Raw genomic sequence first — 22445 nt, forward strand, 5'->3', positions numbered from 1 at the left:
CCGTACAGAAGCAAGTACCCGGCGAGAGGATGACGCAAAAAGGGATTGACTAACCAAGGCCCGTTACAGAAGCCCGGGTGACAAGCGCGCTAACCTATCACCGTCACCCTGAGGTGGCCGCTTCTTCAGCGGCCCTCGAAGGGCGACGGCCCGGCTGCATCTCGGCCGTTCATCCTTCGAGGCTCCCCATGCGGCGCATCGCGCCGCACGCATCGCACCTCAGGATGACGGTTCTGGCAGTTCACATCGTTGTGGAGAACGACCATCAAATCGCTCGCGCAAACATGCGAAAGCCGGGTGAGCCGACCAAAGCCTCGAACGCTTCGTCGCGCCTCTCGTCCGCGAAGGTAAAACCGGCCTTGGCATAGGCGCGCTCGGCCGGCTCGTTGCCGATCAGGAAGGAGATCGTCGCGCGGCGGAAGCCGGATGCCCTTCCCTTTGCCAGCGCGGATTCGATCAACGCCTGCACCAGGCCACGGCCGCGATAGTTGGGATCGGTTGCGACGTGCTCGATCATCCAGTCGCCCTCGCCGCCCTGAACCCAGCAATTCCGGACATAGGCACCGCGTCTGCGGATCGCCTCAAGCTCTGACGCGGTCAGCCCGGTCGCTGCGCCGACCTCCTCGATCGCAGCCCAGGCCGCGGGGCCGGTGCCGGCCGCCGGCAAAGCGCAGAGCGCGGCGGCGGGTTGGCCATCGCATTCGGCGATCAGGAAATTTGAATGGTGCCAAATCGACACCGCCTGCGCGGTCGCGATCGCTGCGATGAAGTCGCGGCACTGCTCTTCCGGCCAGCCGAGCGCGATGTCGAACCAGCCGCGCGGCCGATAGCCGCGCTGCGATGGCAGGATAGTTCTTGCGATGAAACCGGCGTCCTCGGGACGCGCCGACCGGATCGTCATGCGCGCCCCATTGTGACAGCCTCAGGTATTCTTCAGCGCGACGCGAAACTCGGCTTCGGTCTTTTCCTTGACCTCGTCGAGCGTGACGCCGTCGGCGAGTTCGATCAGGGCCATGCCGCCGTCGCCATGCTTGTCGATGGTGAAGACCGCGAGATCGGTGACGACCATGTCGACCACGCGCTCGCCGGTCAGCGGCAGGTTGCACTTCTTGAGCAGCTTTGCGCCGTCCTTGGCAGAATGCTCCATCACGACGACGACGCGCTTGACGCCGGCGACGAGATCCATCGCGCCGCCCATGCCCTTGACCATCTTGCCGGGGATCATCCAGTTGGCGAGATCACCGTTCTGGGCCACCTGCATGGCGCCGAGGATCGAGAGATCCATGTGGCCGCCGCGGATCATGCCGAAGGAGTCGGCGCTCGAGAAATAGGAGGTCGAGGGCAGCTCGCTGACCGTCTGCTTGCCGGCGTTGATGAGGTCGGCGTCGACCTCGTCCTCATAGGGGAACGGGCCCATGCCGAGCATGCCGTTCTCGCTCTGCAGGCTGACGTCCATGCCGTCAGGGATGTAGTTCGAGACCAGCGTCGGGATGCCGATGCCGAGATTGACGTAGAAGCCGTCGCGCAATTCCTTTGCGGCACGCGCAGCCATTTGTTCACGGGTCCAGGCCATGTGAATCTCCTGATTACGCTTAAGCGGCGGTACGCGGGCGGGTGTTGCGGAATTCGATGCGCTTCTGGGCGTTGCCGACCTCGATGATGCGCTTCACGAAGATGCCGGGCGTGTGGATGTGGTCGGGATTGAGCTCGCCCGCCGGCACCAGATGCTCGACCTCGGCCACCGTAATCTTCGCAGCGGTCGCCATCATCGGGTTAAAGTTGCGCGCGGTCTTGCGGTAGATGAGGTTGCCGGCAGTGTCGCCCTTCCAGGCGTGGACGATGGCGAGGTCGGCGAACAGGCCGCGCTCCATCAGATACTTCTCGCCGTCGAACTCCTTCACTTCCTTGCCCTCGGCGATCAGCGTGCCGACGCCGGTCTTGGTGTAGAAGGCCGGGATACCGGCGCCGCCGGCGCGGATGCGCTCGGCCAGCGTGCCCTGCGGATTGAATTCGAGTTCCAGTTCGCCCGCGAGGAATTGCTGCGCGAACAGCTTGTTCTCGCCGACATAGGACGAGATCATCTTCTTGATCTGGCGGGTTTCCAGCAGGCGGCTGAGCCCGATGCCGTCGACGCCGGCATTGTTGGAAACCACTGTGAGGTTCTTCACCCCGGAATCGCGGATCGCGTCCGACAGCGCCTCGGCGATGCCGCAGAGGCCGAAACCGCCGGACATGATCATCATGCCGTCCTTGAGAATGCCTGACAGTGCCGACTTCGCGTCGGGATAGACCTTGTTCATGCAGCAAACCTTGGCTGAAGGGGCGTCTTATTAGCCGGGATTATTAGGCGAAATGGTCCAAAGCCGTCAATGTACGGGGTTGGCCGCGCCCGCAGGCATGCTAGAGGGTGCCCACGCCGTGGGCATAACCGCCCGTGCGGCCTTGAAAGCGACAAGAAAACCCATCAAGTTGCGGGGGTTGGGCGAGGGGCGCACAGGTTTCCCGGCCCCGCCCCTCTGAGCACCGACAAACAGACCCGATCAGGACATGCCATTGACGATGGCCCAAGGAATGAAGCGCCTGGGGACGCCCATTGCGGCGCTGCTCGGCGTGGTGCTGATCGCCCTGATCGCGACCTCCTGGCTGATCAACCGCGACGCGCTGCGCAAGGCGGTGGAAGCCCAGATCCGCGCCGTCACCGGCCTTGAGCTCACCGTGGCCGGCTCGATCGACGTGTCGGTGCTGCCGGCGAGCTATGTTTCCTTTCATGACGTAGGCCTGAAGGGCGGCGGCGGCGCCGGCGACCCCGCGCTTCACGTTGAGGTGCTCACCGCGAATCTGCGGCTGTTGCCGCTCCTGCTCCAGCGGTTCGAAATCGCCGACCTGATGCTGCTGCGACCGAAGATCCACGTCGCGCTGGAGCCGAACGGCGAGAGCAACTGGACGCCCTTCATCCAGACCATCGCGCGCACGATGAAGCCCGGCGCCGAAAACCAGATCTCGTTCTCCGAGATCAGGATCCAGGATGGCGTGCTCAACTATGAGGACACCGCAAGCCACGCGACCGAAAAGTTCGAGGACATCGACCTGTCGCTGGCCTGGCCCTCGATCTCGCGCTCGTTCGCGGCGACCGGACAGTTCGACTGGCGCGGCGAGCGCGTCGACGGCTCGATCAGCTTTTCCGATTTCGCCGCCGCTCTCTCGGGCGACCGCTCGGGACTGAAGGCGCGCATCGTCAGCGCGCCGCTCAAGGTCGCCTTCGACGGCAGCGTCGCCAACCGCACCAGCCCGATGATGGAGGGCACGCTCACGATCGACAGCCCGTCCTTGCGCAACGCGCTGCGCTGGACCGGCCAGCCCTCGCCCGCAAGCGGCGGCTTTGGCCGCTTCGCGCTGAAGGCGCGCGCCAACGTGGTGGGCGCCTCGATCGCGCTCACCAATGTCAATGTCGAGCTCGACGGCAACGTCGCCGAAGGCGTGATGACCTACGCCAATAACGGCCGGCAGACCCTGCAGGCCACGCTCGCCGCCGACGCGCTCGACTTCACGCCCTATATCTCGACCTTCCGCCTGCTCGCCAGCGGCGCGCGCGACTGGAACCGGCAGCTGTTCGATCTCAACGCGCTGCTGGCCACCGATCTCGACATGCGCCTGTCGGCGGCGAAGCTGACGGTCGGGCCGTCAAAGCTCGGCCGCACCGCGATCGGCGCGAATTTGCGCAACGGCACGCTCGCGCTCTCGGTCGGCGAGGCGCAGGTCTATGGCGGCATCGCCAAGGGCTCGTTCAACATCGCCCGCTCCGACACGCAGGCCGACGTCAAGGCGCAATTCCAGTTCACCGATGTCGACCTGCAGGCCTGCGCGACCGAATTGTTCGGCGTCAACAAATTGTCGGGCCGCGGCAATATCAGCGTCGCGCTCGTCGCCTCCGGCTCGAGCCCGTTCGGGCTGGCAAGCTCGCTCGACGGCACGGCCACGGTGACCGGGCAGAACGGCGCGATCTCGGGCTTCAACGCCGAACAGCTCCTGAAGCGGCTGGAGCGGCGGCCGCTGTCCGGCGGCGGCAATTTCCGCACGGGATCGACGCCCTACGACAAGCTCAACGTCGCCTTGAAATTCTCCGACGGCATCGCGACCGCGCAGGACATCCGCATCGAAGGACCGTCGGCCAAGATCACGCTGACCGGCACGGCTTCCGTGCCGGCGCGCGAATACGACATGAAGGGTGTCGCGAGTCTCAACGCCACCTCCGGCTTCGAGCTGCCCTTTGTTGTGCAGGGGCCGTGGGACGATCCCCTGATCTTCCCCGATCCGGAAAGCCTGATCCGCCGCTCGCCCGCATCCGCGCCGCTGCTCGACGCGGTGAAGGATCGCAAGACCCGCGACGCCGTGCGCTCGGTGCTCGAACGTTTCACCGGCGGCAAGCAGCCCGCGAGCGATACGGCGCCGGCGCCGACCGCGGAAAACGGCAAAGAGAACGCCAAATCGAATTGATCGACACGAATTGATGCGTCGATTAAATCAATTCGTGTGACCCACGCATGATTGACCCGCGACCTTGGTCTGACAACATGCCGCTAGATCGCACTTGCGGCATGCGCTAGTGTTTTATCCAACCGGTTAAAAGATCGGTGGATTGAGGGAGAAAAACGTGAGATCCAAGGTTATTGGCGCAGTTTCGCTGGCGGTTGCAGCAGTCGGGCTGTTCGCAGTCACTGCACCCGCATTCGCCCAGCAGAAGACGATCACCGTTTGGTGGGGCAAGGGATTTTATCGGTCCGAAGACGACGCACTGATCGAGACGATCAAGAAGTTCGAGGCCAAGACCGGCATCAAGGTCGAATTGTCGCAGTACGCGATCCAGGACATGATTCCGAAGACGGTGGCTGCACTGGATTCCGGCACCGTGCCTGACGTTGCCTATTCCGACAGCTACGACGTGCAGGCCCAGGGCAAGTGGGCCTATGAGGGCAAGCTCGAGGACCTCTCCGACATCATGAAGCCGATCGAAGGCCGGTTCGTGCAGAACACGCTGGACGCGTCGATCCTCTATGACGACGTCGCCAAGAAGAAGGCCTATTACGGCTTCCCGCTGAAGCAGCAGAGCATGCACGTCCAGATATGGAACGACATGCTGGAGAAGTCCGGCTTCAAGGTGAGCGACATCCCCAACAAGTGGGAGGACTATTGGACGTTCTGGTGCGACAAGGTGCAGCCGGGCATCCGCAAGGCGACCGGCCAGCGCATCTACGCCGTGGGACAGCCGATGGGCGTGGAATCCACCGATAGCTTCCAGTCGTTCTACACCTTCATGGACGCCTATCACGTCAAGCTGGTCGACGACGACGGCAAGCTGCTGGTCGACGATCCCAAGGTTCGCGAGAACCTGATCAAGGCGATGAAGGACTACACCGACACCTATATCCGGGGTTGCTCGCCGCCCTCCTCCACGACCTGGAAGGATCCCGACAACAACGTCGCGTTCCACAACAAGACCATCGTGATGACCCACAACTTCACGATCTCGATCGCGGCGAAGTGGTTCGAGGACTCCGGCAACCAGACGCTGACGCCCGAGCAGCGCGCGGCCGGCAAGAAGGCGTATGAGGAAGACATCATCACCGCGTCCTTCCCGAAGGCGCCGGACGGCTCGACCATCCGCTACCGCTCCGACGTCAAGACGGGACTGGTCTTCAAGGTGGCCAAGAACAAGGCCGAGGCGAAGCAGTTCATCTCCTTCCTGCTCGAGGAACAGAACGTCCGCCCGTATATCGAGGGTGCGCTTGGCCGCTGGTTCCCGGTGACCAAGGAAAGCCAGGAAAGCCCGTTCTGGCAGGCCGACAAGCATCGCAAGGCGGTCTATGCGCAGTTCAAGGGCGGCACCGCCGCGTTCGACTTCACCAAGAACTGGAAGTTCACCATCCTGAACAACGAGAACGTCTGGGCCAAGGCGATGAACCGCGTGGTCAGCGAGAAGGTGCCGGTGGACAAGGCGGTCGACGAGCTGATCGCCCGCATCAAGCAGGTCGCGGGCTGATCCCGGACTGATATAGATGTATGCTAGTACCGGTCGCGGGCCTCCGCGGCCGGTTGCTTTCGGTGGGTAAGCGATATGGCGATCACACTTTCCGGCTCCGACACAATCCCGGCCCCTCCCCTGTCCTCGCGCCTGACGACGCAGCAGGTCTGGGGCATCCTGCTGCTTGCGCCCTATCTGCTCGTCTTCCTCGCCTTCGTCATCTATCCCGTCTGTTACGGCCTATGGCTGGCGCGCGATCCGCAAAACTATGTCGCGCTGTACAACGACCCGATCTTCGCGCGCGCCGCGGTCAACACGCTGATCTTCCTGGTCGTCGGCATCAACGTGAAGATGCTGATCGCGCTGTTCCTGTCCGGCTTCTTCGCCCAGCAGCGTCCCTGGATCAAATGGCTCTCGGTGATCTTCATCCTGCCCTGGGCGGTGCCGTCGATCCCGACCATCCTGTCGGTGCGTTTCATGCTCAATCCCGAATGGGGCGTGATCAACCACCTCATCTTCTCCTTCACCGGCGATGACGGCCCGAACTGGCTGAACAATCCGGCGGTCGCGCTGACCATGGCGATCGCCGTGCACATCTGGAAGTCGCTGCCGTTCTGGACGCTGATCCTGCTGACCGGACGGCTCGCCATCCCTCACGATCTCTATGAGGCATCCGAGGTCGACGGCGCCAACCCGTGGCAGAAATTCCGCTTCATCACCTGGCCGTCGATGCAGACGCTCTATGTCACCTGCACGCTGCTCTCGATGATCTGGACGCTCGGCGACTTCAACAGCGTCTATCTGCTCACTGGCGGCGGCCCGGCTGACCTCACGCATGTGCTGTCGACGCTCGGCATCCGCTATCTCCGGCTCGACCAGCTCTCGCTCGCGATGGCTTCCATCGTCGTCGCGATGCCGCTGGTGCTGCCGCTGGTCTATTTCATGATGAAACGGTTGTCGCGATGAAGCTTCCCACCCTCAAAGAAGTTGGCACGGAAGCCAAACTGCTGCTGATCGGCATCCCGGTCTTCATCTGGACCATGGTGCCGATCTACCACATGTTCCTGTTCGCGATCTCGCCGAAGGAGGATGCGTTCTCGGGCAAGCTGTGGCCGGATCATCCGACGCTGCACAACTTCCACATCGTGTTCTACCAGGAGCATTATTTCCTGCGCGACTTCTGGATCCAGTTCTGGAATTCGACGGTCATCGCACTATCTGCCGGCGCGCTGACGTTGTTCATCGCGACCGCCGCCGCCTTCTCGATCTCGCGGCTGCGGGTGCCGGGCGGACGCTGGGTGATGAATCTCGCGCTGTTCACCTACTTCATCCCGGCGGCGTTCCTCGCCGTGCCGATGTACCGGACCATGGGCAATTACGGACTGCTCAACAATCACTGGTCGCTGATCCTCGCCATGGTGACGATCGCCTCGCCTTACGCGATCTGGGTGCTGAAACAGGCTTCCGACAAGCTGCCGGTCGAGCTCGACGAGGCCGCGACCATGGACGGCGCGACCACGCTGCAATTGTTCCGCCTGGTTTACGTGCCGCTGATGATGCCGTCGCTGGTCGCGATCGGCACTTATGCGGTGCTGCTTGCCTGGAACGAATATCTCTACGCGTTCCTGCTCCTGTCCAAGGACACCAACATCACGCTGCCGGTGGCGCTGGGCAACTTCCTCGCCGCCGACGACTCGCCGTGGGAGCTCTTGATGACAACAGGCTTCATCTACGCCCTGCCGCCGGCCGCGATCTATTACGCCTTCAAGCGCTACATGGTGGGCGGGCTCACGGCGGGGGCGGTGAAGTCCTGACACCCAAGACCTGACGCCAAGACCTGATGCCCAAGACCTGATGCCCAAGACCTGATGCCCAAGACCTGATGCCCAAGACCTGACGCCCAAGACGGGCGTCGGGCGCGTCAAACGCTGCGATCACGTCGTCTCCGGCACAATTGAAAGTTGTCGGCGGCTGCTCTAGCCTTCCGACCTGTAATTCCGGCAGGTTATCGACATGCGCCGCAACGACGCGATCCACCTCGGCCTGATGCTGTTCGCGCTCGGGGCCGCCTATCTGGTGCCGTTCGAGCTTTTGCTGCTCGCTTATGTCGTGCTCGGTCCGGCGCATTATTTCACCGAGATCTCGTGGCTGCACGATCGCAGCTACTTTCTGCCCCACCGCGGCATCGCGATCGCGCTCGCGGTCGTCGCGGTGGCCGCCGCGCTGATCGACAACGCCTCGTGGTTCGGCTTCGCGATGTGGGGCGCGCTGGTGGTCTGCGCCATGCTGGCGGCGACCACCTCCGCGATCGAGAGCATGCTGTTGTTCATCGTGGCGATCGCATTGTCGGCTATCATGTATTCGAGCGGATCCTCGCTCGCCGTGATCGGCATCCTGATTCCGACCCTGATCCACGTCTCGCTGTTCACACTGATCTTCATGGTGCTCGGCGCCTACCGGTCCGGCAGCCGCGCGCAGGCCGCGCTGGTGGTCGTCTACCTGCTTTCGATCGCCGCGATCCTGCTGCTGCCTCCGACCGCCGAAATCCGGATCGCGAACTTCGCCCGGGTCGGGCAGGACTATTTCGGCAATGTCGGCCCGGCGCTGAGCCGGCTGTTCGGGGTGCCCGGCCTCGTCCTCGACACCAGGCTGACGAGCCTGCTGGCCTTCGTCTACACCTACCACTACCTCAACTGGTTCATCAAAGCGGACGTGATCCGCTGGACAGAGGTGCCGAAGGCACGGCTCGCGGCGATGGCCGTCGCCAGCACCGCGTCCACCGCGCTGTATTTCTACGACTACGCCTTCGGCTTCACCTTCCTGCTGGCGCTGAGCCTGGTCCACATTCTGCTCGAGTTTCCGCTCAACAGCCTCGCCCTGCGGCAGCTCGGCGCCACGATCCAGGGCGCAGTGCGCGCACGGCACGCCGGCACCGTCACGGCCTCCGCGGGGCGCTCGCGCCCTGTGGACACAAGGGCTTCAAAGCGCGCGTCGCGGTCGCGCTGATCATCCCTCCGCGCGTTTTCGCCTGTAAGCAAGCAGCAGTGCGATCGTCGAGCCGAGGAAATAACCGGCGGTCGCGCCCGAAATGGCGCGGCCGACAATGATCGCGAGCGCGCGGTCGTGCACGTCGATCGCCGAGATCACGCTGACGGTATATTGCAAGCCGAACACCACAAGGTTCCGGACCAGGGCAAAAATGCTCCCGGGGCGGATGATCTCGCCGGTGACATGGTCCACATCGAACGGGCGCGGCGTCAACACGCCGAGCGGCAGCAGCGCCAGCGCAGCCGCACTCCAGGCGACGAGCGGCCAGATGCTCGCCTGCGGGCCAAAGCCGATCCGCGAGATACCCCAGACGATGAACACGACAGGGACGATCAGCGCGCGCCAGATCGGTGCCTTGCGCGGCTGCATCGCCTTGATGCCCTGCCAGATCAGAAAGGCGAGCAGGAACCAGACGAAGACCGGCGTGTGGATCAGGATCTGATAGGCGAAATTCATGTAACCGGAGATCATGGCCGCTCCCTGCGCCCTACAGCGGCGCCGCGCTCTCGCCCTGCGAGCTCGACAGTTTTGAAGCCAGCGAGGCGATGACGATGACGATAGCGATGAGCCCGATCACCAGCGTGCAGATCGCGTTGATCTCGGGTTTTACCCCGAGCCGCACCTCGGAATAGATCCGGATCGGCAGCGTTGCCGAGCCGGGGCCGGTGGTAAAGCTCGCGATCACGAGATCGTCGAGCGACAGCGTGAAGGCCAGCATCCAGCCGGCGACGATCGCGGGCGCGATCAGCGGTAGCGTCACCGACAGGAAGGCACTGACAGGATTGCAGCCGAGATCCATCGCGGCTTCCTCGAGCGAGCGGTCGAGCGAGCCGAGGCGCGACTGCACCACGACGGCGACGAAGCACATGGTGAGCGTGGTGTGCGCGATCGTCACCGTCCAGAAGCCACGCTCGGCGTTCAGCGCCACGAACAGGAGCAGCAGCGACAGGCCGGTGATCACCTCCGGCATCACCAGCGGCGCATAGAGCATGCCCGAAAACAGCGTGCGGCCGCGAAAGCGTTCGCCGCGCGACAGCGCGACCGCGGCCAGCGTGCCGAGCACGGTCGCGATGCTGGCTGAGGCGACCGCGACCCGCAGGCTCATCCAGGCGGCCTCGATCATGGCGCGGTCGTTGAAGAGCTCGACATACCAGCGCAGCGACCAGCCGCCCCACACCGTCACCAGCCGCGAGGCGTTGAAGGAATAGATCACGAGGATGACGATCGGCAGATAGAGGAAGGCGAGCCCCAGCGCGAGCGAGGCGACGTTGAAACGGGAGAGCCGCGTCTTCTTGCGCATGGCTTCACCTCTGTTCCAATTGCCGGCGCTGCAAGCGCTCGTAGAGCAGCAGCGGCACCAGCAGCACCACCAGCAGCACGATGGCCGCGGCTGACGCCACCGGCCAGTCCTTGTTGGTGAAGAATTCGAGCCACAAGGTCTGGCCGATCATCAGCGCGTTCGAGCCGGCCAAGAGGTCAGGGATCACGAACTCGCCGACGATCGGAATGAAGCAGAGCAGGACGCCGGCGCCCACGCCGGGCAGCGACAACGGAAAGGTGACGAGCCAGAACACCTGCCAGGGCGGCGCGCCGAGATCGCTTGCCGCCTCCTCCAGCGCCGGCTCCATCTTCGCCAGCGTCGCGTAGAGCGGCAGGATCATGAAAGGCAGATAGGAATAGACGATGCCGAGATACATCGCTGTGTCGGTGGAGAGCCACACCACGGGCGCGCTCACCAGATGCAGCGCCAGCAAAACCTTGTTGAGCAGGCCGTCGTGCTGGAGGATGTTGATCCAGGCATAGATGCGGATCAGGAACGAGGTCCAGAACGGCACGATGACAAGCACCATCGCCACCGCCTGCCAGCGCTTGGGCAGTCGCGCCATGCCGTAGGCGATGGGATAGCCGATCAGGAGCAGGATCGCGGTCGCCGTAACAGCGACCGTCACGCTACGGACATAGGCGAAGATGTAGAGGTCGTCGGAGACGAGCAGCCTGAAATTATCGACCGACAGCGCGCCGAACGCTGTTCTGATCGCGTTCCATCCGGCTGTCAGGTCGAACACCGGTTCGTAGGGCGGCTGCGCGATCGCGGTCTGCGACAGGCTGATTTTCAGCACGAAGGCGAACGGCACCAGGAAGAACAGCACCATCCAGACATAGGGCGCGATGGCGGCGAACCGCGCGGGTCGCGCAAAGATGCGGCGCGTGCTCATTGGTCCAGTACCAGGCAATCGTCGGGCGTGAACCAGGCCACGACCTGCTGGTTCAGGCTGTAAGCGTCGACGTCGAGGCGCGCGGAGTTGGTCACCGACGACTGCACCATGCCGCCGGTGTCGAGCTTCACTTTGTAGGTGGTGGCGCCGCCGAGATAGCAGATATCGGCGATCACGCCGTCCAGCTGGTTGAGCGCCGATCCCTCGCCCACGGGCGCGCGGCGCGACAGCTTGACCTTTTCAGGGCGGATCGCGACCGACAATTTGGCTCCAGCGATCGGCTCGCGCGGCTCGGCCGCAACCAGCGTGCCTGCGCCGCCGGTCGCAATGACGAGACGGTGACCGTCGCGCAGTTTGAATTCGCCCTCGAACAGATTGATGTCGCCGACGAACTCCGCGATCCAGCGCGAGCGCGGTGCCTCGTAGAGCTCGCGCGGCGGAGCGACCTGGACGAGCTTGCCGGCATTCATCACGCCGATTCTATCAGCCATGGTCATCGCCTCCTCCTGGTCGTGGGTGACGATGACAAAGGTCATGCCGAGCCAGCGCTGCAGCTCCATCAGCTCTCCTTGCGTGCTCTCGCGCAGTTTCTTGTCGAGTGCCGCCAAGGGCTCGTCGAGCAGTAGCACCTGGGGACGCCGCGCCAGCGAGCGCGCCAGAGCGACGCGCTGCCGCTGGCCGCCGGAGAGCTGATCGGGTTTACGCTTCTCCAGCCCCTCGAGCTTCACCAGCGCCACCATCTCGGCCACGCGGGTCGCGATATCGGCGCGCGCCATGCCGGCGCGCCTCAGGCCGAAGGCGATATTGTCGTAGACGGACAAATGCGGAAACAGCGCGTAGTTCTGGAACATCATGTTGATGGGACGCTCGTGCGGCAGCGCCTGCGCGATGTCCTTGTCCGCGAGCAGGATGCGGCCCGAGTCCGGCGCCTCGAAGCCGGCCAGCATGCGCAAGAGCGTGGTCTTGCCGCAGCCGCTTGGGCCAAGCAGCGCAAAAAACTCGCCAGCCTTGATGTCGAGCGACACGCCGTCGACAGCCCGGAACGCGCCAAAATTCTTCACGACGCCGTCGATGCGCAGCAGCGGTTGCCCGGTCGCCGCATTCACCGCCCCAGCCGCCCCTTCCATTCCGTGTCGCTCGTCAGCCATGTTCCCCGCCGGCCCCAATGCGAGGCGCACGCTAGCGGCGGATCGCGCGCGGCTCAACCGGTTCGCACCCCATATGCGGATGATGTTAGCTCGGTGCGACCGGGACACAAACTCGTCATGCCCGGGCTTGTCCCGGGCATCCACGTTCTCCCTGCCGCAAGGAAGGTCGTGGATGGCCGGGACGAGCCCGGCCATGACGATGTGGAGGCGTCCGCGCACAGACCTCTCGCACCTATGTCTCAGTCGCCATAAACGCAGCCAGCGCGTCGCGGTCGGCGGGGGACATGGTCAGGCCGAGTTTTGAGCGGCGCCACAGGATGTCGTCGGGGAAGCGCGCCCACTCTGACGTCATGAGGTAGCGCACCTCGGCACCCGTCAGCTCGGGGCCGAAGGCCGGGCCGAGCTCGTCCCGGCTTTTGGCGTCGCCCAGCACCGCCGGCAGCCGCGAGCCGTAGGCGGCGACCAGGCGCCGCGCCTGCACGTCGGACAGAAAACGCCAGCGGTCGCGCGCGACATCAACCTCGTCGTCGAAACGATTCCAGGCGAAATCGCCGCCCGGCAGGGCCGCACCTGCCGTCCAGGGCGGCGACATCGGATAGAACGGCGTCAGCCGTGTCACTGCGCGCTCGGCGCGCAGGCGCATCGTCGTCACGTCGCCGCCGAAGATCGTGAGCAGCGGCGCCTTGCGCCGCCGTGCGTCGAACGCCATGCCGCCGTCGCGCCCGCGCGCGGGGTCCTGCGCCAGATTGACGCCCGACAGGGTGCGCACCACGTCCGTCGGCTCGACGCGCTCGCGAAAATAACGGCTTGCGGCCTCGCAGAGATAGGTGACGTCAGTTGCCGGCATCGCCACGATGGCGGGATCGCCTTTGAAGGGATGCGTCACCGTGCCGATCAGCGTGAAATCGCGCTCATAGGGGCTGGCGAAGATCAGCCTGCCATCGCTGTTCTGGAAGACGTAGACATTGTCGGACTCGAACAGGCGGCGCACGACGATCTGGCTGATCCGCACCGCGCTGGTGCGCGGCGGCGGCAGGCGCAGCACGGTCTCCGCCACGATCGAGGTCCAGGCGCCGGCGGCATTCGCCAGCGCCCGCGATGTGACGGCATGGCGATGGCCGCGATCGACGACCGCAAGCCGCCAGATGTCGGTCCTGTCGGCCCGCACGCAACGCGCTCCGGTGCGAATGACGGCGCCGCGCTCGGCCGCATCGAGCGCCGTGAGGACCGCGAGCCGGGAATCGTCGACCACGCAGTCCGAATATTCGAAGGCCAGGCCGAACGGCCGCTTCAGGGCGTTGCCGACCGGATGATGCGTGATGTCGATGGTCGCCGATGACGGCAGGCCGCCGCGCGGTGCAAGCCGGTCGTAGAGCAACAGACCCGTCCGCACCAGCCAGGGCGGGCGCTCGTCGGAATGCGCGGGGATCGCGAAGCGCATCGGACGCACCAGATGCGGCGCGGTCGCGAGCCAGATCTTGCGCTCGGCAAGCGCCCGGCGGACGCGCCAGAAGCCGCGGCGCTCCAGCACCGACAGATCGCCATGGATCAGATGCGGCGTCGCCGACGACGCCCCGCCGCCGAGATCGCCCTGCTCGAACAGGATGACCCGCAAGCCCCGGCCAGCCGCATCGCGCGCGAGGCTGACGCCGTTCAGGCCACCGCCGATGATCGCGAGGTCGTAGTCCGCCATGAACCCGTCGTGGGACGCGAAGAAAAGCCTTCGCAACCACTAGAGCCTTTTCCGTTCCGATGGAATCGGAACGGGGCTGCAGGTTCTTCTTTTTGACGCGTTTTCTTGACGCGAACCGGTATCCGCTTCGCTCGAAAACGCTCTAGCCGGTCTTGAGCTCGAGCTCCATGGCATCTGCGCCGGCGCGGCCGATGAGGCCGGCGTACTGCCCGATCGGCAACGGCTTGCCGAGCAGATAGCCCTGCACGCCGTCGCAGCCCTCCTTGGCGAGGAAGGCAAGCTGATCGACGGTCTCGACGCCCTCGGCGATGATCGACATCTCCAGGCCGTGGCCGAGATCGATCACAGCGCGGACGATCGCCGCGGATTGCGGGTTGCGGCCGAGATTGACGATGAAGGCGCGGTCGATCTTGATCTTGTCGAACGGGAATGCCTGGAGATAGCTCAGCGAGGAATAGCCGCTGCCGAAATCGTCCATCGAGATGCGCACGCCCAGTGCCTTGAGGCGGCGCAGCAGCGCAAGACCGCGATCAAAATCCTCGATCAGCACGCCTTCGGTGATTTCGAGCTCGAGACGGCCGGGCGCGAGCCCGGTCTCCAGCAGGATCGAATGCACGAGGCCGACGACGTCGCCATGCATGAATTGCGCCGGCGACAGGTTGACCGCGACCTGGAGCGGATTTGGCCACGATGCCGCCTCGCGGCAGACCTGGCGCAAGATCCACTCGCCCATCTCGACGATCAGGCCGCTCTCTTCCGCGATCGGGATGAACTCGGCCGGCGACACCTGGCCGCGCACCGGATGGGCCCAGCGCGCCAGCGCCTCGAAGCCGATGATCTCGCTGTCGGCGACGGTCTTGCCCGCGATGCCCTGGGGCTGGAACGCCAGTGACAGCTCGCCGTTCTTGATCGCCTTCGACAGGTCCTGATGCAGCACGCGGCGGTCGCGGATCTGCTGGTCCATCTCCGGCTGGTAGAGGCTGATCGTGCCGCGCGACTTCTGCTTGGCGCGGAACAGGGCCGCGCCGGCATTGGCGAGCAGCGAGGCACCGTCGGCGCCATTGTGCGGGAACACCGAGATGCCTGTCGTCACGCCGGCGCGCACCGCGCGGCCGTCGATCAAAAATTCCTGGGCAAGCGCGTCAATGAGCTGCTGCGCCAGCGCCATGCCGGCCTCGGGCTGCTTGCCGTCGATGATCAGGCCGAACTCGTCGCCGGACAGGCGCGCCGTCACGCCGCCGCGCGCCGCGTCCTGGAAGCGCCGGGCGACCTCGACCAGGAGCTTGTCGCCGAGCGCGTGGCCGAAGACGTCGTTGACCTCCTTGAGACCATCGAGGTCGACGCACAGCACCGCAAATTCCTCGCCGGTGCCCTCGCAGGCCTCGATCATCTGCGTCAATGCCTGGAGGAAGGCGGCGCGGTTCGGAAGGTCAGTCAGGCCGTCATGATAGGCCATATGCGCCATGCGCGACTCGGTCTGCCGGCGGTCGGTGACGTCTTCGTGGGTCTTGATCAGATATTGCGGCTCGCCCTTGTCATCGAGAACGGTGGCGCGGCGGGTCAGGAACAGCCGCAGGCCATCCTTGGTCGAGATCGGATGCTCTTCGGTGATCAGCCCGCGCTTCTTGATCGCCGCCTCGTCGCGCGCGATGATGAGCTTGGCTTCCTTGGGATTGAAGATATCGGCCGCGGTCAGGCCCGTGGCGTCCTCGCGCTTGCGGTTGAGGATCGTCTCGGCGCTGCGATTGGCGAGCAGGTAGCTGCCATCCTTGACCTGTTCCACGATCAGCGCCACCGGAATGTTGTCGACCACGAGCTCGAGGAACTTCTTGGTGCTTTCCAGCTCCTCCGAGAGCGACTGGCGGTCGGTCACATCCTCGAACAGCGCGATCAGGAATTCGGGCTGATTGTTCTGGTTGCGGGCCACGACCCGGACGGACGACAGCGTCCGCGTCTCCGCGCCGCGCTCAACCCTGAACTCGTTGCGGAACTGCCCGTCGGCCGATGCCAACGCCCTGCGGTCGGCTTCCTCGATGCTGACCGCCGTGGCCGGGCGGAAGATCTCGTTGGCCCGCTTGCCGATGATGCGGTCGCGCGAGAAGCGCGAAAAACGCTCGAAGGCGCGGTTGGCGAAGATGTAGCGCCCGTCCTCGATGTTCTTCGCGGCGACGCAAACCGGCACGTTGTCGAGCACCGATTCCAGAAATTGCTTGGTGGAGGCGAGCTGCCGCGACAGCTTGCGCTGCTCGCTGACGTCGAGATGGGTCGCCACCGAGCCGCCGTTCGGCAGCACGAAGTATTTGACCAGGATGGCTCGCCCGTCCGCCAGTTCCGTGATCAGGCCGTTGGGGCTCGCGGCCTCTTCGTAGAACTTGTCGTCTGAGACATCCAGCGCGCCACGATCGCGCCGCAACTTGAGCAGCTCGCTGCCGTCCATCAGCGGCCAAAGGTCCGAGCGCGACAGTCCGTAGATCTCGAGATAGCGGTCGTTGCAGAAGATGACCCGCCACTGCGCGTCGGTCATCACCACGCCCTGGTTGAGATTGTTCAGGGCGGAGGAGATGAAGGCGTTGCGCCGCAACTGCGTGCGCTTGGCACGGCGCAACGAGGAGTGGATCCAGAGCACGATCGCGGCCACGAACGCGCAGACGGCGATACCGCCGATCAGGGCTTCCCAGATCAGGTTGGGGTCGAGCTGGCCGATATAGCTGGGCGAGGCGAAGGCGTCGGCAAGCGCAAGGGCACGCGCAGGCGTGATGGCACAGCCCAGGCACACTACGGCCTGCACAGGAATCAGAAGCGTGCCGCCCGCATGCCAGTTCTTGTCAGCCATCAGCCACCCGAGATTTCAACTGCCGATTGTCTGGCTTCACGGGTTTGGATCGGGTAAACGCCTGTACGCGCGAAAGAAAAATGTTACGATTGGTACGGCAATTGCCCTGACATGATAAATTCTTCGTTAAAATGGAACTGCCCGGCAGCGCATTCCCTGGGCAAAGCGGCCAATTCGTCCTCAGTTTCGGAAGTTCTGTCCCACCATGGATAGAGTCGATTGCGTCGTTGTCGGAGCCGGAGTCGTCGGGCTTGCGGTGGCGAGGCGCCTTGCACACGCTGGACGCGAAGTGATCGTGCTGGAATCCGAGGAGGCCATCGGCACCGCCACCTCCTCGCGCAACAGCGAGGTGATCCACGCCGGGATCTACTACCGAGCCGGGAGCTGGATGGCGCGGATGTGCGTCAGCGGCAAGCACGCGCTCTACCGTTACTGCCAGGACCACGGCATCCCGCACAAGAATTGCGGCAAGCTGATCGTCGCGAGCAATCCGAAAGAGACCGAGAAGCTGCAGTCGATCAAGGCCCATGCCGAGGCCAATGGCGTGCTCGACATGCAGATGCTCTCGGGCGAGGCAGCGCGGGCGCTGGAGCCGGCACTCGCCTGCGACGCCGCGCTGCTGTCGCCGTCGACCGGCATCATCGACAGCCATTCCTACATGCTCTCGCTGCGCGGCGAGGCCGAAGCGGCGGGGACCTTCTTCGCATTCCACACGCCCATCCTGCGCGCCAAGGCGGCGGGCGGCGTCATCGAAATCGAAGCCGGCGGCGAAGCGCCGATGACGCTGCAATGCGGCTTGCTCGTCAATGCCGCCGGCCTTTCGGCGACGACAGTGGCGCGCAACGTCGACGGCATGCCGCTGGAGCGGATTCCGCCGGCTTATCTCGCCAAGGGAAACTATTTCAGTTGCAGCGCCAGGGCGCCGTTCTCGCACCTGATCTACCCGGTGCCCGAGCCGGGCGGACTAGGCGTGCACCTGACGCTCGACATGGCGGGCCAGGCGCGCTTCGGGCCCGACGTCGAATGGATCGAGCAGATCGACTACGCAGTCGATCCGGCGCGAGCCGAACGGTTCTACCCGGCGATCCGAAAATACTGGCCGACCTTGCCGGACGGCGCGCTGATGCCGAGCTATTCTGGCATACGGCCAAAGATCGTCCCGCCGGCGGTGGCGACGCAGGATTTCCTGATGCAGGGCCCGCGCGACCACGGCGTCGAAGGCCTGATCAATCTGTTCGGCATCGAGTCGCCGGGATTGACGTCGTCGCTCGCGATCGCCGACCACGTCGCCGAGCTCGCAAACGTCTAGCCCTCGCGCGAAATCGATCGCACGATGCGCGCCACGCGCAGGAATGAGCGCAACAGCGCTCATCCCCGCAAGCGGGGCGCGATGCCGATGTACTCTTTTACGGGGATTACTAGTGGAGCGTGTCGTCCGAGTTATGTCGGAGTCGCTCGATCTGGTCCTTGACCATCAACTTCCGGCGCTTCAACTCAACAATTTGCAGGTCGTCTGTTGAAAGGTGCACGAGAGCTTCGTGCAATTCGTTTTCGAGAAGTTTGTGTTTCCGCTCCAATTCAACAAGATGTGCCTGAATTGTCATTCGAAACCTCCTCGGTAGGGTTGAACCTCAGGATTCGATCCGGACGGAGAAGTCTACATCACCGATTCGTTCTGTCGATGGGTATCCGTCGCCGCCTCGTCATTTTTGCGAACTGGTGTGTAACGAAGCGTGAGTACGGAACTGGCGCCTAAAAATGGTCGCGATTTCAATAGGCTCGTGCGACGCCGGAGCGATCCACCGAAATATATCTTTCGCTGGAACGGTGGGAGGGGACCCAGATCGCTTGCGATCACGCCGCGACAGGACGATAATTTCCACAGGGCTTCCACAGCCTTTCGCTACCTCATCGGGTTTTTCGGCTACCGCACATCATGATCAACGAAGACGAGCGCGAACTCGAAGCCGAGCTCGCCCGGTTGCAGCAAGAACACCGAGATCTTGATGCCGCGATCGATGCACTGCATCAATCGCCGGCCCCCGACCTGTTGCGGCTGCAGCGGTTGAAGAAACGCAAGCTGTTGTTGCGCGACCGGATCGCCTTCATCGAAGACCAGATCACGCCCGACATCATCGCCTGAGACGCTGGAGCCCGTTCCGGTGGAATGGGAACGGGGCTCTGGATTCTTGTTTTGACGCGTCTTCTAGACGCGAACCGGTGTCCACTTCGCTCGAAAACGCTCTGGCCGTTCCCGGTCGGACCCGGCCTGCGTCCGCCGCGCGGGATTCCGCTTGACTCGATCAGAACAAAGAGAGAACATTTCAGCACCAGACGTTCCAGGGGAAACGCCATGTCCGCCACGAAGATGTCCGCCACGACGCCCGCAAGCCCAGCCTTCGACAGCAACCATTATGAACAGGCCTGCGATCAGGCCATTGCCATGTGCGACGGCAATCTGCGCAGCACCATCAAGGCGCTGATCATGGCCAACGAATATCTGGAAGCGGAGCTGGAGGAATTGCAGGCCGCGATTTCGGCCGGCTGCATTCCGGAATCATCGCGCAACAGGATGCGGAGCAAGAGCAGCGCCGCCTAGATGGAGCCGAACCATGTCCGATGTCACCTACTACGTGGCATTGCCGTTCCTGACCGACGAGGACGGATCGCTGATCGCGGGCACCGCGGAGGAATGCCAGACCTCGTCCGGCGCGTTGCGGCGGGCCGAGATGATGGCGCGCGTTGCGGGCCATATCGGCGCAATCGCATTCAGCCGCAGCGGCGATCCGCTGACCGGCGAATTCGGCGACGCCAAATTGCTGCGGAAGTTCGGCAACGTGCCGGAAGATCTCAGCGCACTCTAGCTCTTTGTTGGAACATGATCTCCGCGCAAACGCGCTCCGCGTTTGTCGCGAGGGAAACCGCTTCACACTTTTCCGGATCATGCTCTAACCCGCGACGATCCTGATTTGCGGCTCGTGCCGGCGCTGCGCCTTGCGCACGTACATCGCCGCGTCAGCTTCCTCCAGCGCACGGCCGGCTTCCGCATGCGAGCCGAGCAGCGCGACGCCGGCGGAGGCACCGGCATTCACGCGCTGGCCGCGGAAGGTGAATGACAATTCGTCGATCGCCTCTTCGAAGCCCGCCGCCTTGGCCTTGGCGTCGGTCTCGGTGAGATTCCACAACAGCAGCGCAAATTCGTCACCGCCAAGACGGCCGACCACGTCGGAGGAACGGACGTGCCGCGTCAGCGTCGCGGCAATCGTTTTCAAGACCTCGTCGCCGGCGGCGTGGCCGAACGAATCATTGATCGGCTTCAGCCGGTCGACATCGAGCACGATCAGCGCACCGCTCGCGCGGTAGCGCTTCATGTAGGCGATGGCGCGATGAAGCTCGCGCTCAAAACCGCGCCGGTTCGGGATGCCGAGCAGGAAGTCGGTGTCGGCGGCGGCCTCGAGTTCGTCGATCCGCCGCAGCGCCTGGGCCAGCTTGGTCCGCAGGTTCCGGATCGTCGCCTTGGTATCATCCGGCTTGGCTTCGACCGGCCTGGTCTTGCCGCCCTTCGCAGGGGTTTTGGCGAGGGTTTTGGTGAGGGACTTGGCAATGGTCTTCGCAGACTTCTTGGCAGCTTTCGCCCTTTTTGGCTTTCTCATGGGCTTCCTGCTCAATGAAGACTTGCGGTGATTCACCAAGACAGGATAGTCCATTCCCTTCCTCTTGCCACCGCCTTGCCAGCCGCCGGGCCGGACCCGATAATCTGGCCTATGGTTCTGAATTCCCGAGCACAATTGACGTCATGACCGCGCCGATCGCCATCATCATGGGAAGCCAGTCCGACTGGGAGACCATGCGGCACGCAGCCGATACCCTGACCCAGCTCGGCGTCGCCAGCGAAACCCGCATCGTCTCGGCACACCGGACGCCGGACCGGCTGTTCGCTTTCGCCAAGGGCGCCAAGGCGGCCGGCTTCAAGGTCATCATCGCCGGCGCCGGCGGTGCTGCGCATTTGCCCGGCATGGCGGCGTCGCTGACGGAACTCCCGGTGTTCGGCGTGCCCGTCGAATCCAAGACCCTCAAGGGCATGGACTCGCTTTATTCGATCGTCCAGATGCCCGCGGGCATCCCGGTCGGCACGCTGGCGATCGGCAAGGCCGGCGCGATCAACGCCGCGCTGCTCGCGGCAAGCGTGCTCGCGCTCTCCGATCCGGCTCTGTCCGGCCGGCTCGCGGCCTGGCGCAAGGCGCAGACCGATGCCGTGACCGAGCGCCCGGAGGACAAGGCGTGACCGGCACCAATCGGGTGAAGCTGAAGCCCGGCGACACCATCGGAATCCTCGGCGGCGGACAGTTGGGTCGGATGCTGGCAATGGCCGCAGCGCGGCTCGGCCTGCGCTGCCAGGTGTTCTCGCCCGATCCGGATTCGCCGGCCTTCGACGTCGTGCTCAACGCGACCTGCGCCGAATATGCCGACGTCGAGGCGCTGGAGCTGTTCGCGGGCGACGTCGACGTCATCACCTACGAGTTCGAGAACGTGCCCTCCGCCGCCGCGATGGTGCTGGACGCGCGGCGCCCCGTGCTGCCCAACCGCAAAATCCTGGAGACGACCCAGGATCGCCTCGCGGAAAAGGATTTTGTGACGCGGCTCGGCATCGGGACCGCGGCCTATGCCGATGTCACCTCGGTCGCGTCACTGCGCGAGGCGCTCTTCAGGATCGGCCTTCCGGCCGTGCTGAAGACGCGGCGTTTCGGCTATGACGGCAAGGGCCAGGCGATCATCCGCGAGGGCGACGACATCGCAAAGGTCTGGACCAGTCTCGGCACCAAGTCGGCGATCCTGGAAGCCTTCGTGCCGTTCGAGCGCGAGATCTCGGTGATCGCCGCGCGCTCGGCCGACGGCCAGGTCGAATGCTTCGACGTCACCGAGAACGAGCACCGCGATCACATCCTGAAAGTGTCGCGCGCGCCGGCGCCGATCCCCGACGACCTCGCGGAAGAAGCTCTCCACATCGCCGGCAAGATCGCCACCGAACTCGATTATGTCGGCGTGCTCGCGGTCGAGATGTTCGTGCTCGCCAATGGCACCGGTCCGAAGGTGCTCGTCAACGAGATCGCCCCGCGCGTGCACAATTCCGGACACTGGACGCTGGACGGCGCCTCGGTCTCGCAATTCGAGCAGCACATCCGCGCCATCGCGGGCTGGCCGCTCGGCAAGCCGGTGCGCCACGGCCAGGTCACCATGACCAATCTGATCGGCGACGAGATCAACCGCTACGAGGACTGGCTCACCGTTCCCGGCGCCACCGTCCACATCTACGGCAAGGGCGCACCCAAGCCGGGCCGCAAGATGGGCCACGTCACCGAGGTCGTCCGCCCTAACGGCAAGTAATCCAGCGAAGTGACGGGATCGCGCCGCGCGCGATCCCCTCTTGAGCTTCCGTTCCGATGGGGGCGGAACGGAAGCTCAAGATTCTTGTCTCGACGCGTTTTCT

The 22445-nt window shown here is 64.3% G+C and carries 22 protein-coding genes; 11 read left to right on the forward strand and 11 right to left on the reverse strand.

Going from position 1 to position 22445, the window contains the following annotated elements; genetic code table 11:
• Window positions 1-265: 265 nt before the first annotated feature.
• From JQ632_RS29860 to JQ632_RS29870, 3 genes are read right to left on the reverse strand one after another with little or no spacing between them, the layout of a single operon-like run.
• Window positions 266-901 (reverse strand): GNAT family N-acetyltransferase, encoded by a 636-nt coding sequence (locus JQ632_RS29860; RefSeq protein WP_212406231.1) that lies wholly within the window; start codon window positions 899-901, stop codon window positions 266-268.
• Between the two features lie 21 nt (window positions 902-922).
• Complete coding sequence (locus JQ632_RS29865) at window positions 923-1573, reverse strand: 3-oxoacid CoA-transferase subunit B (RefSeq protein WP_212406232.1); 651 nt, start codon at window positions 1571-1573, stop codon at window positions 923-925.
• Window positions 1574-1592: 19 nt separating this feature from the next.
• Window positions 1593-2300 carry a CoA transferase subunit A gene (locus tag JQ632_RS29870; protein ID WP_212406233.1) on the reverse strand — a complete coding sequence of 236 codons (708 nt, stop codon included), beginning with the start codon at window positions 2298-2300 and terminating at the stop codon, window positions 1593-1595.
• 259 nt (window positions 2301-2559) lie between these two features.
• Here JQ632_RS29870 and JQ632_RS29875 point away from each other — a divergent pair, with 259 nt between their 5' ends.
• The 5 genes from JQ632_RS29875 (at window position 2560) to JQ632_RS29895 (ending at window position 9025) form a co-directional block, all read left to right on the forward strand.
• Window positions 2560-4494: an AsmA family protein gene (locus JQ632_RS29875; protein WP_212406268.1), complete on the forward strand. Its 1935-nt coding sequence runs from the start codon at window positions 2560-2562 to the stop codon at window positions 4492-4494.
• Between the two features lie 157 nt (window positions 4495-4651).
• On the forward strand, window positions 4652-6037 hold the full coding sequence (locus JQ632_RS29880) for an ABC transporter substrate-binding protein (RefSeq protein WP_212406234.1): 1386 nt from the start codon (window positions 4652-4654) through the stop codon (window positions 6035-6037).
• 75 nt (window positions 6038-6112) lie between these two features.
• Window positions 6113-6985 carry a carbohydrate ABC transporter permease gene (locus JQ632_RS29885; RefSeq protein WP_212406235.1) on the forward strand — a complete coding sequence of 291 codons (873 nt, stop codon included), beginning with the start codon at window positions 6113-6115 and terminating at the stop codon, window positions 6983-6985.
• The gene (locus JQ632_RS29890; protein ID WP_212406236.1) at window positions 6982-7833 is read left to right on the forward strand and encodes a carbohydrate ABC transporter permease; all 852 of its coding nucleotides are present in this window, start codon (window positions 6982-6984) and stop codon (window positions 7831-7833) included. The genes JQ632_RS29885 and JQ632_RS29890 overlap by 4 nt, the downstream gene beginning before the upstream one ends.
• 199 nt (window positions 7834-8032) lie before the next feature.
• Complete coding sequence (locus tag JQ632_RS29895) at window positions 8033-9025, forward strand: hypothetical protein (RefSeq protein WP_212406237.1); 993 nt, start codon at window positions 8033-8035, stop codon at window positions 9023-9025.
• On the opposite strand, the gene JQ632_RS29900 is transcribed toward JQ632_RS29895, so the two are convergent.
• The 6 genes from JQ632_RS29900 to JQ632_RS29925 all read right to left on the reverse strand — a co-directional run bounded on the left by JQ632_RS29900 (window position 9026) and on the right by JQ632_RS29925 (window position 16957).
• On the reverse strand, window positions 9026-9523 hold the full coding sequence (locus JQ632_RS29900) for a DUF6622 family protein (RefSeq protein WP_212406269.1): 498 nt from the start codon (window positions 9521-9523) through the stop codon (window positions 9026-9028).
• 31 nt (window positions 9524-9554) lie between these two features.
• Window positions 9555-10367: an ABC transporter permease gene (locus JQ632_RS29905; RefSeq protein WP_212406238.1), complete on the reverse strand. Its 813-nt coding sequence runs from the start codon at window positions 10365-10367 to the stop codon at window positions 9555-9557.
• A 4-nt stretch (window positions 10368-10371) separates the two neighbouring features.
• Window positions 10372-11283 (reverse strand): ABC transporter permease, encoded by a 912-nt coding sequence (locus JQ632_RS29910; RefSeq protein WP_212406239.1) that lies wholly within the window; start codon window positions 11281-11283, stop codon window positions 10372-10374.
• Window positions 11280-12431 (reverse strand): ABC transporter ATP-binding protein, encoded by a 1152-nt coding sequence (locus JQ632_RS29915; RefSeq protein ID WP_212406240.1) that lies wholly within the window; start codon window positions 12429-12431, stop codon window positions 11280-11282. Before JQ632_RS29915 ends, JQ632_RS29910 begins: the two co-directional genes overlap by 4 nt.
• Before the next feature lie 232 nt (window positions 12432-12663).
• On the reverse strand, window positions 12664-14124 hold the full coding sequence (locus JQ632_RS29920; protein ID WP_212406241.1) for a glycerol-3-phosphate dehydrogenase: 1461 nt from the start codon (window positions 14122-14124) through the stop codon (window positions 12664-12666).
• Between the two features lie 142 nt (window positions 14125-14266).
• On the reverse strand, window positions 14267-16957 hold the full coding sequence (locus tag JQ632_RS29925) for an EAL domain-containing protein (protein ID WP_212406242.1): 2691 nt from the start codon (window positions 16955-16957) through the stop codon (window positions 14267-14269).
• A 205-nt stretch (window positions 16958-17162) separates the two neighbouring features.
• Here JQ632_RS29925 and JQ632_RS29930 point away from each other — a divergent pair, with 205 nt between their 5' ends.
• A complete protein-coding gene (locus JQ632_RS29930; RefSeq protein WP_212406243.1) occupies window positions 17163-18266 on the forward strand; it encodes an NAD(P)/FAD-dependent oxidoreductase in 1104 nt (367 codons plus the stop codon).
• A 109-nt stretch (window positions 18267-18375) separates the two neighbouring features.
• On the opposite strand, the gene JQ632_RS29935 is transcribed toward JQ632_RS29930, so the two are convergent.
• Window positions 18376-18561, reverse strand: a complete 186-nt coding sequence (locus JQ632_RS29935; protein ID WP_212406244.1) for a YdcH family protein — start codon at window positions 18559-18561, stop codon at window positions 18376-18378.
• A 332-nt stretch (window positions 18562-18893) separates the two neighbouring features.
• Here JQ632_RS29935 and JQ632_RS29940 point away from each other — a divergent pair, with 332 nt between their 5' ends.
• The 3 genes from JQ632_RS29940 to JQ632_RS29950 all read left to right on the forward strand — a co-directional run bounded on the left by JQ632_RS29940 (window position 18894) and on the right by JQ632_RS29950 (window position 19821).
• Entirely contained in the window at window positions 18894-19100 is a 207-nt protein-coding gene (locus tag JQ632_RS29940; protein WP_140982229.1) for a YdcH family protein, read from the forward strand.
• A 210-nt stretch (window positions 19101-19310) separates the two neighbouring features.
• Entirely contained in the window at window positions 19311-19556 is a 246-nt protein-coding gene (locus tag JQ632_RS29945; RefSeq protein WP_249152633.1) for a hypothetical protein, read from the forward strand.
• Between the two features lie 13 nt (window positions 19557-19569).
• Complete coding sequence (locus JQ632_RS29950) at window positions 19570-19821, forward strand: hypothetical protein (RefSeq protein ID WP_212406245.1); 252 nt, start codon at window positions 19570-19572, stop codon at window positions 19819-19821.
• Between the two features lie 84 nt (window positions 19822-19905).
• Here the strand turns inward: JQ632_RS29950 and JQ632_RS29955 are convergent, their stop codons facing one another.
• The gene (locus JQ632_RS29955; protein WP_212406246.1) at window positions 19906-20610 is read right to left on the reverse strand and encodes a GGDEF domain-containing protein; all 705 of its coding nucleotides are present in this window, start codon (window positions 20608-20610) and stop codon (window positions 19906-19908) included.
• 143 nt (window positions 20611-20753) lie between these two features.
• On the opposite strand from JQ632_RS29955, the gene purE reads away from it, so the two are divergent.
• The gene (gene purE / locus JQ632_RS29960) at window positions 20754-21242 is read left to right on the forward strand and encodes a 5-(carboxyamino)imidazole ribonucleotide mutase (protein ID WP_212406247.1); all 489 of its coding nucleotides are present in this window, start codon (window positions 20754-20756) and stop codon (window positions 21240-21242) included.
• Entirely contained in the window at window positions 21239-22342 is a 1104-nt protein-coding gene (locus tag JQ632_RS29965) for a 5-(carboxyamino)imidazole ribonucleotide synthase (protein WP_212406248.1), read from the forward strand. The genes purE and JQ632_RS29965 overlap by 4 nt, the downstream gene beginning before the upstream one ends.
• Window positions 22343-22445: the final 103 nt, after the last annotated feature.

The organism is Bradyrhizobium liaoningense (assembly GCF_018130955.1).
Classification (GTDB): domain Bacteria; phylum Pseudomonadota; class Alphaproteobacteria; order Rhizobiales; family Xanthobacteraceae; genus Bradyrhizobium; species Bradyrhizobium liaoningense_C.

Coding starts and splice junctions, on each gene's coding strand:
- JQ632_RS29860 (WP_212406231.1), bottom strand. CDS start 901: ATGACGATCCGGTCGGCGCGTCCCGAGGACGCCGGTTTCATCGCAAGA.
- JQ632_RS29865 (WP_212406232.1), bottom strand. CDS start 1,573: ATGGCCTGGACCCGTGAACAAATGGCTGCGCGTGCCGCAAAGGAATTG.
- JQ632_RS29870 (WP_212406233.1), bottom strand. CDS start 2,300: ATGAACAAGGTCTATCCCGACGCGAAGTCGGCACTGTCAGGCATTCTC.
- JQ632_RS29875 (WP_212406268.1), top strand. CDS start 2,560: ATGGCCCAAGGAATGAAGCGCCTGGGGACGCCCATTGCGGCGCTGCTC.
- JQ632_RS29885 (WP_212406235.1), top strand. CDS start 6,113: ATGGCGATCACACTTTCCGGCTCCGACACAATCCCGGCCCCTCCCCTG.
- JQ632_RS29890 (WP_212406236.1), top strand. CDS start 6,982: ATGAAGCTTCCCACCCTCAAAGAAGTTGGCACGGAAGCCAAACTGCTG.
- JQ632_RS29895 (WP_212406237.1), top strand. CDS start 8,033: ATGCGCCGCAACGACGCGATCCACCTCGGCCTGATGCTGTTCGCGCTC.
- JQ632_RS29900 (WP_212406269.1), bottom strand. CDS start 9,523: ATGAATTTCGCCTATCAGATCCTGATCCACACGCCGGTCTTCGTCTGG.
- JQ632_RS29905 (WP_212406238.1), bottom strand. CDS start 10,367: ATGCGCAAGAAGACGCGGCTCTCCCGTTTCAACGTCGCCTCGCTCGCG.
- JQ632_RS29910 (WP_212406239.1), bottom strand. CDS start 11,283: ATGAGCACGCGCCGCATCTTTGCGCGACCCGCGCGGTTCGCCGCCATC.
- JQ632_RS29915 (WP_212406240.1), bottom strand. CDS start 12,431: ATGGCTGACGAGCGACACGGAATGGAAGGGGCGGCTGGGGCGGTGAAT.
- JQ632_RS29920 (WP_212406241.1), bottom strand. CDS start 14,124: ATGGCGGACTACGACCTCGCGATCATCGGCGGTGGCCTGAACGGCGTC.
- JQ632_RS29925 (WP_212406242.1), bottom strand. CDS start 16,957: ATGGCTGACAAGAACTGGCATGCGGGCGGCACGCTTCTGATTCCTGTG.
- JQ632_RS29930 (WP_212406243.1), top strand. CDS start 17,163: ATGGATAGAGTCGATTGCGTCGTTGTCGGAGCCGGAGTCGTCGGGCTT.
- JQ632_RS29935 (WP_212406244.1), bottom strand. CDS start 18,561: ATGACAATTCAGGCACATCTTGTTGAATTGGAGCGGAAACACAAACTT.
- JQ632_RS29940 (WP_140982229.1), top strand. CDS start 18,894: ATGATCAACGAAGACGAGCGCGAACTCGAAGCCGAGCTCGCCCGGTTG.
- JQ632_RS29945 (WP_249152633.1), top strand. CDS start 19,311: ATGTCCGCCACGAAGATGTCCGCCACGACGCCCGCAAGCCCAGCCTTC.
- JQ632_RS29950 (WP_212406245.1), top strand. CDS start 19,570: ATGTCCGATGTCACCTACTACGTGGCATTGCCGTTCCTGACCGACGAG.
- JQ632_RS29955 (WP_212406246.1), bottom strand. CDS start 20,610: ATGAGAAAGCCAAAAAGGGCGAAAGCTGCCAAGAAGTCTGCGAAGACC.
- purE (WP_212406247.1), top strand. CDS start 20,754: ATGACCGCGCCGATCGCCATCATCATGGGAAGCCAGTCCGACTGGGAG.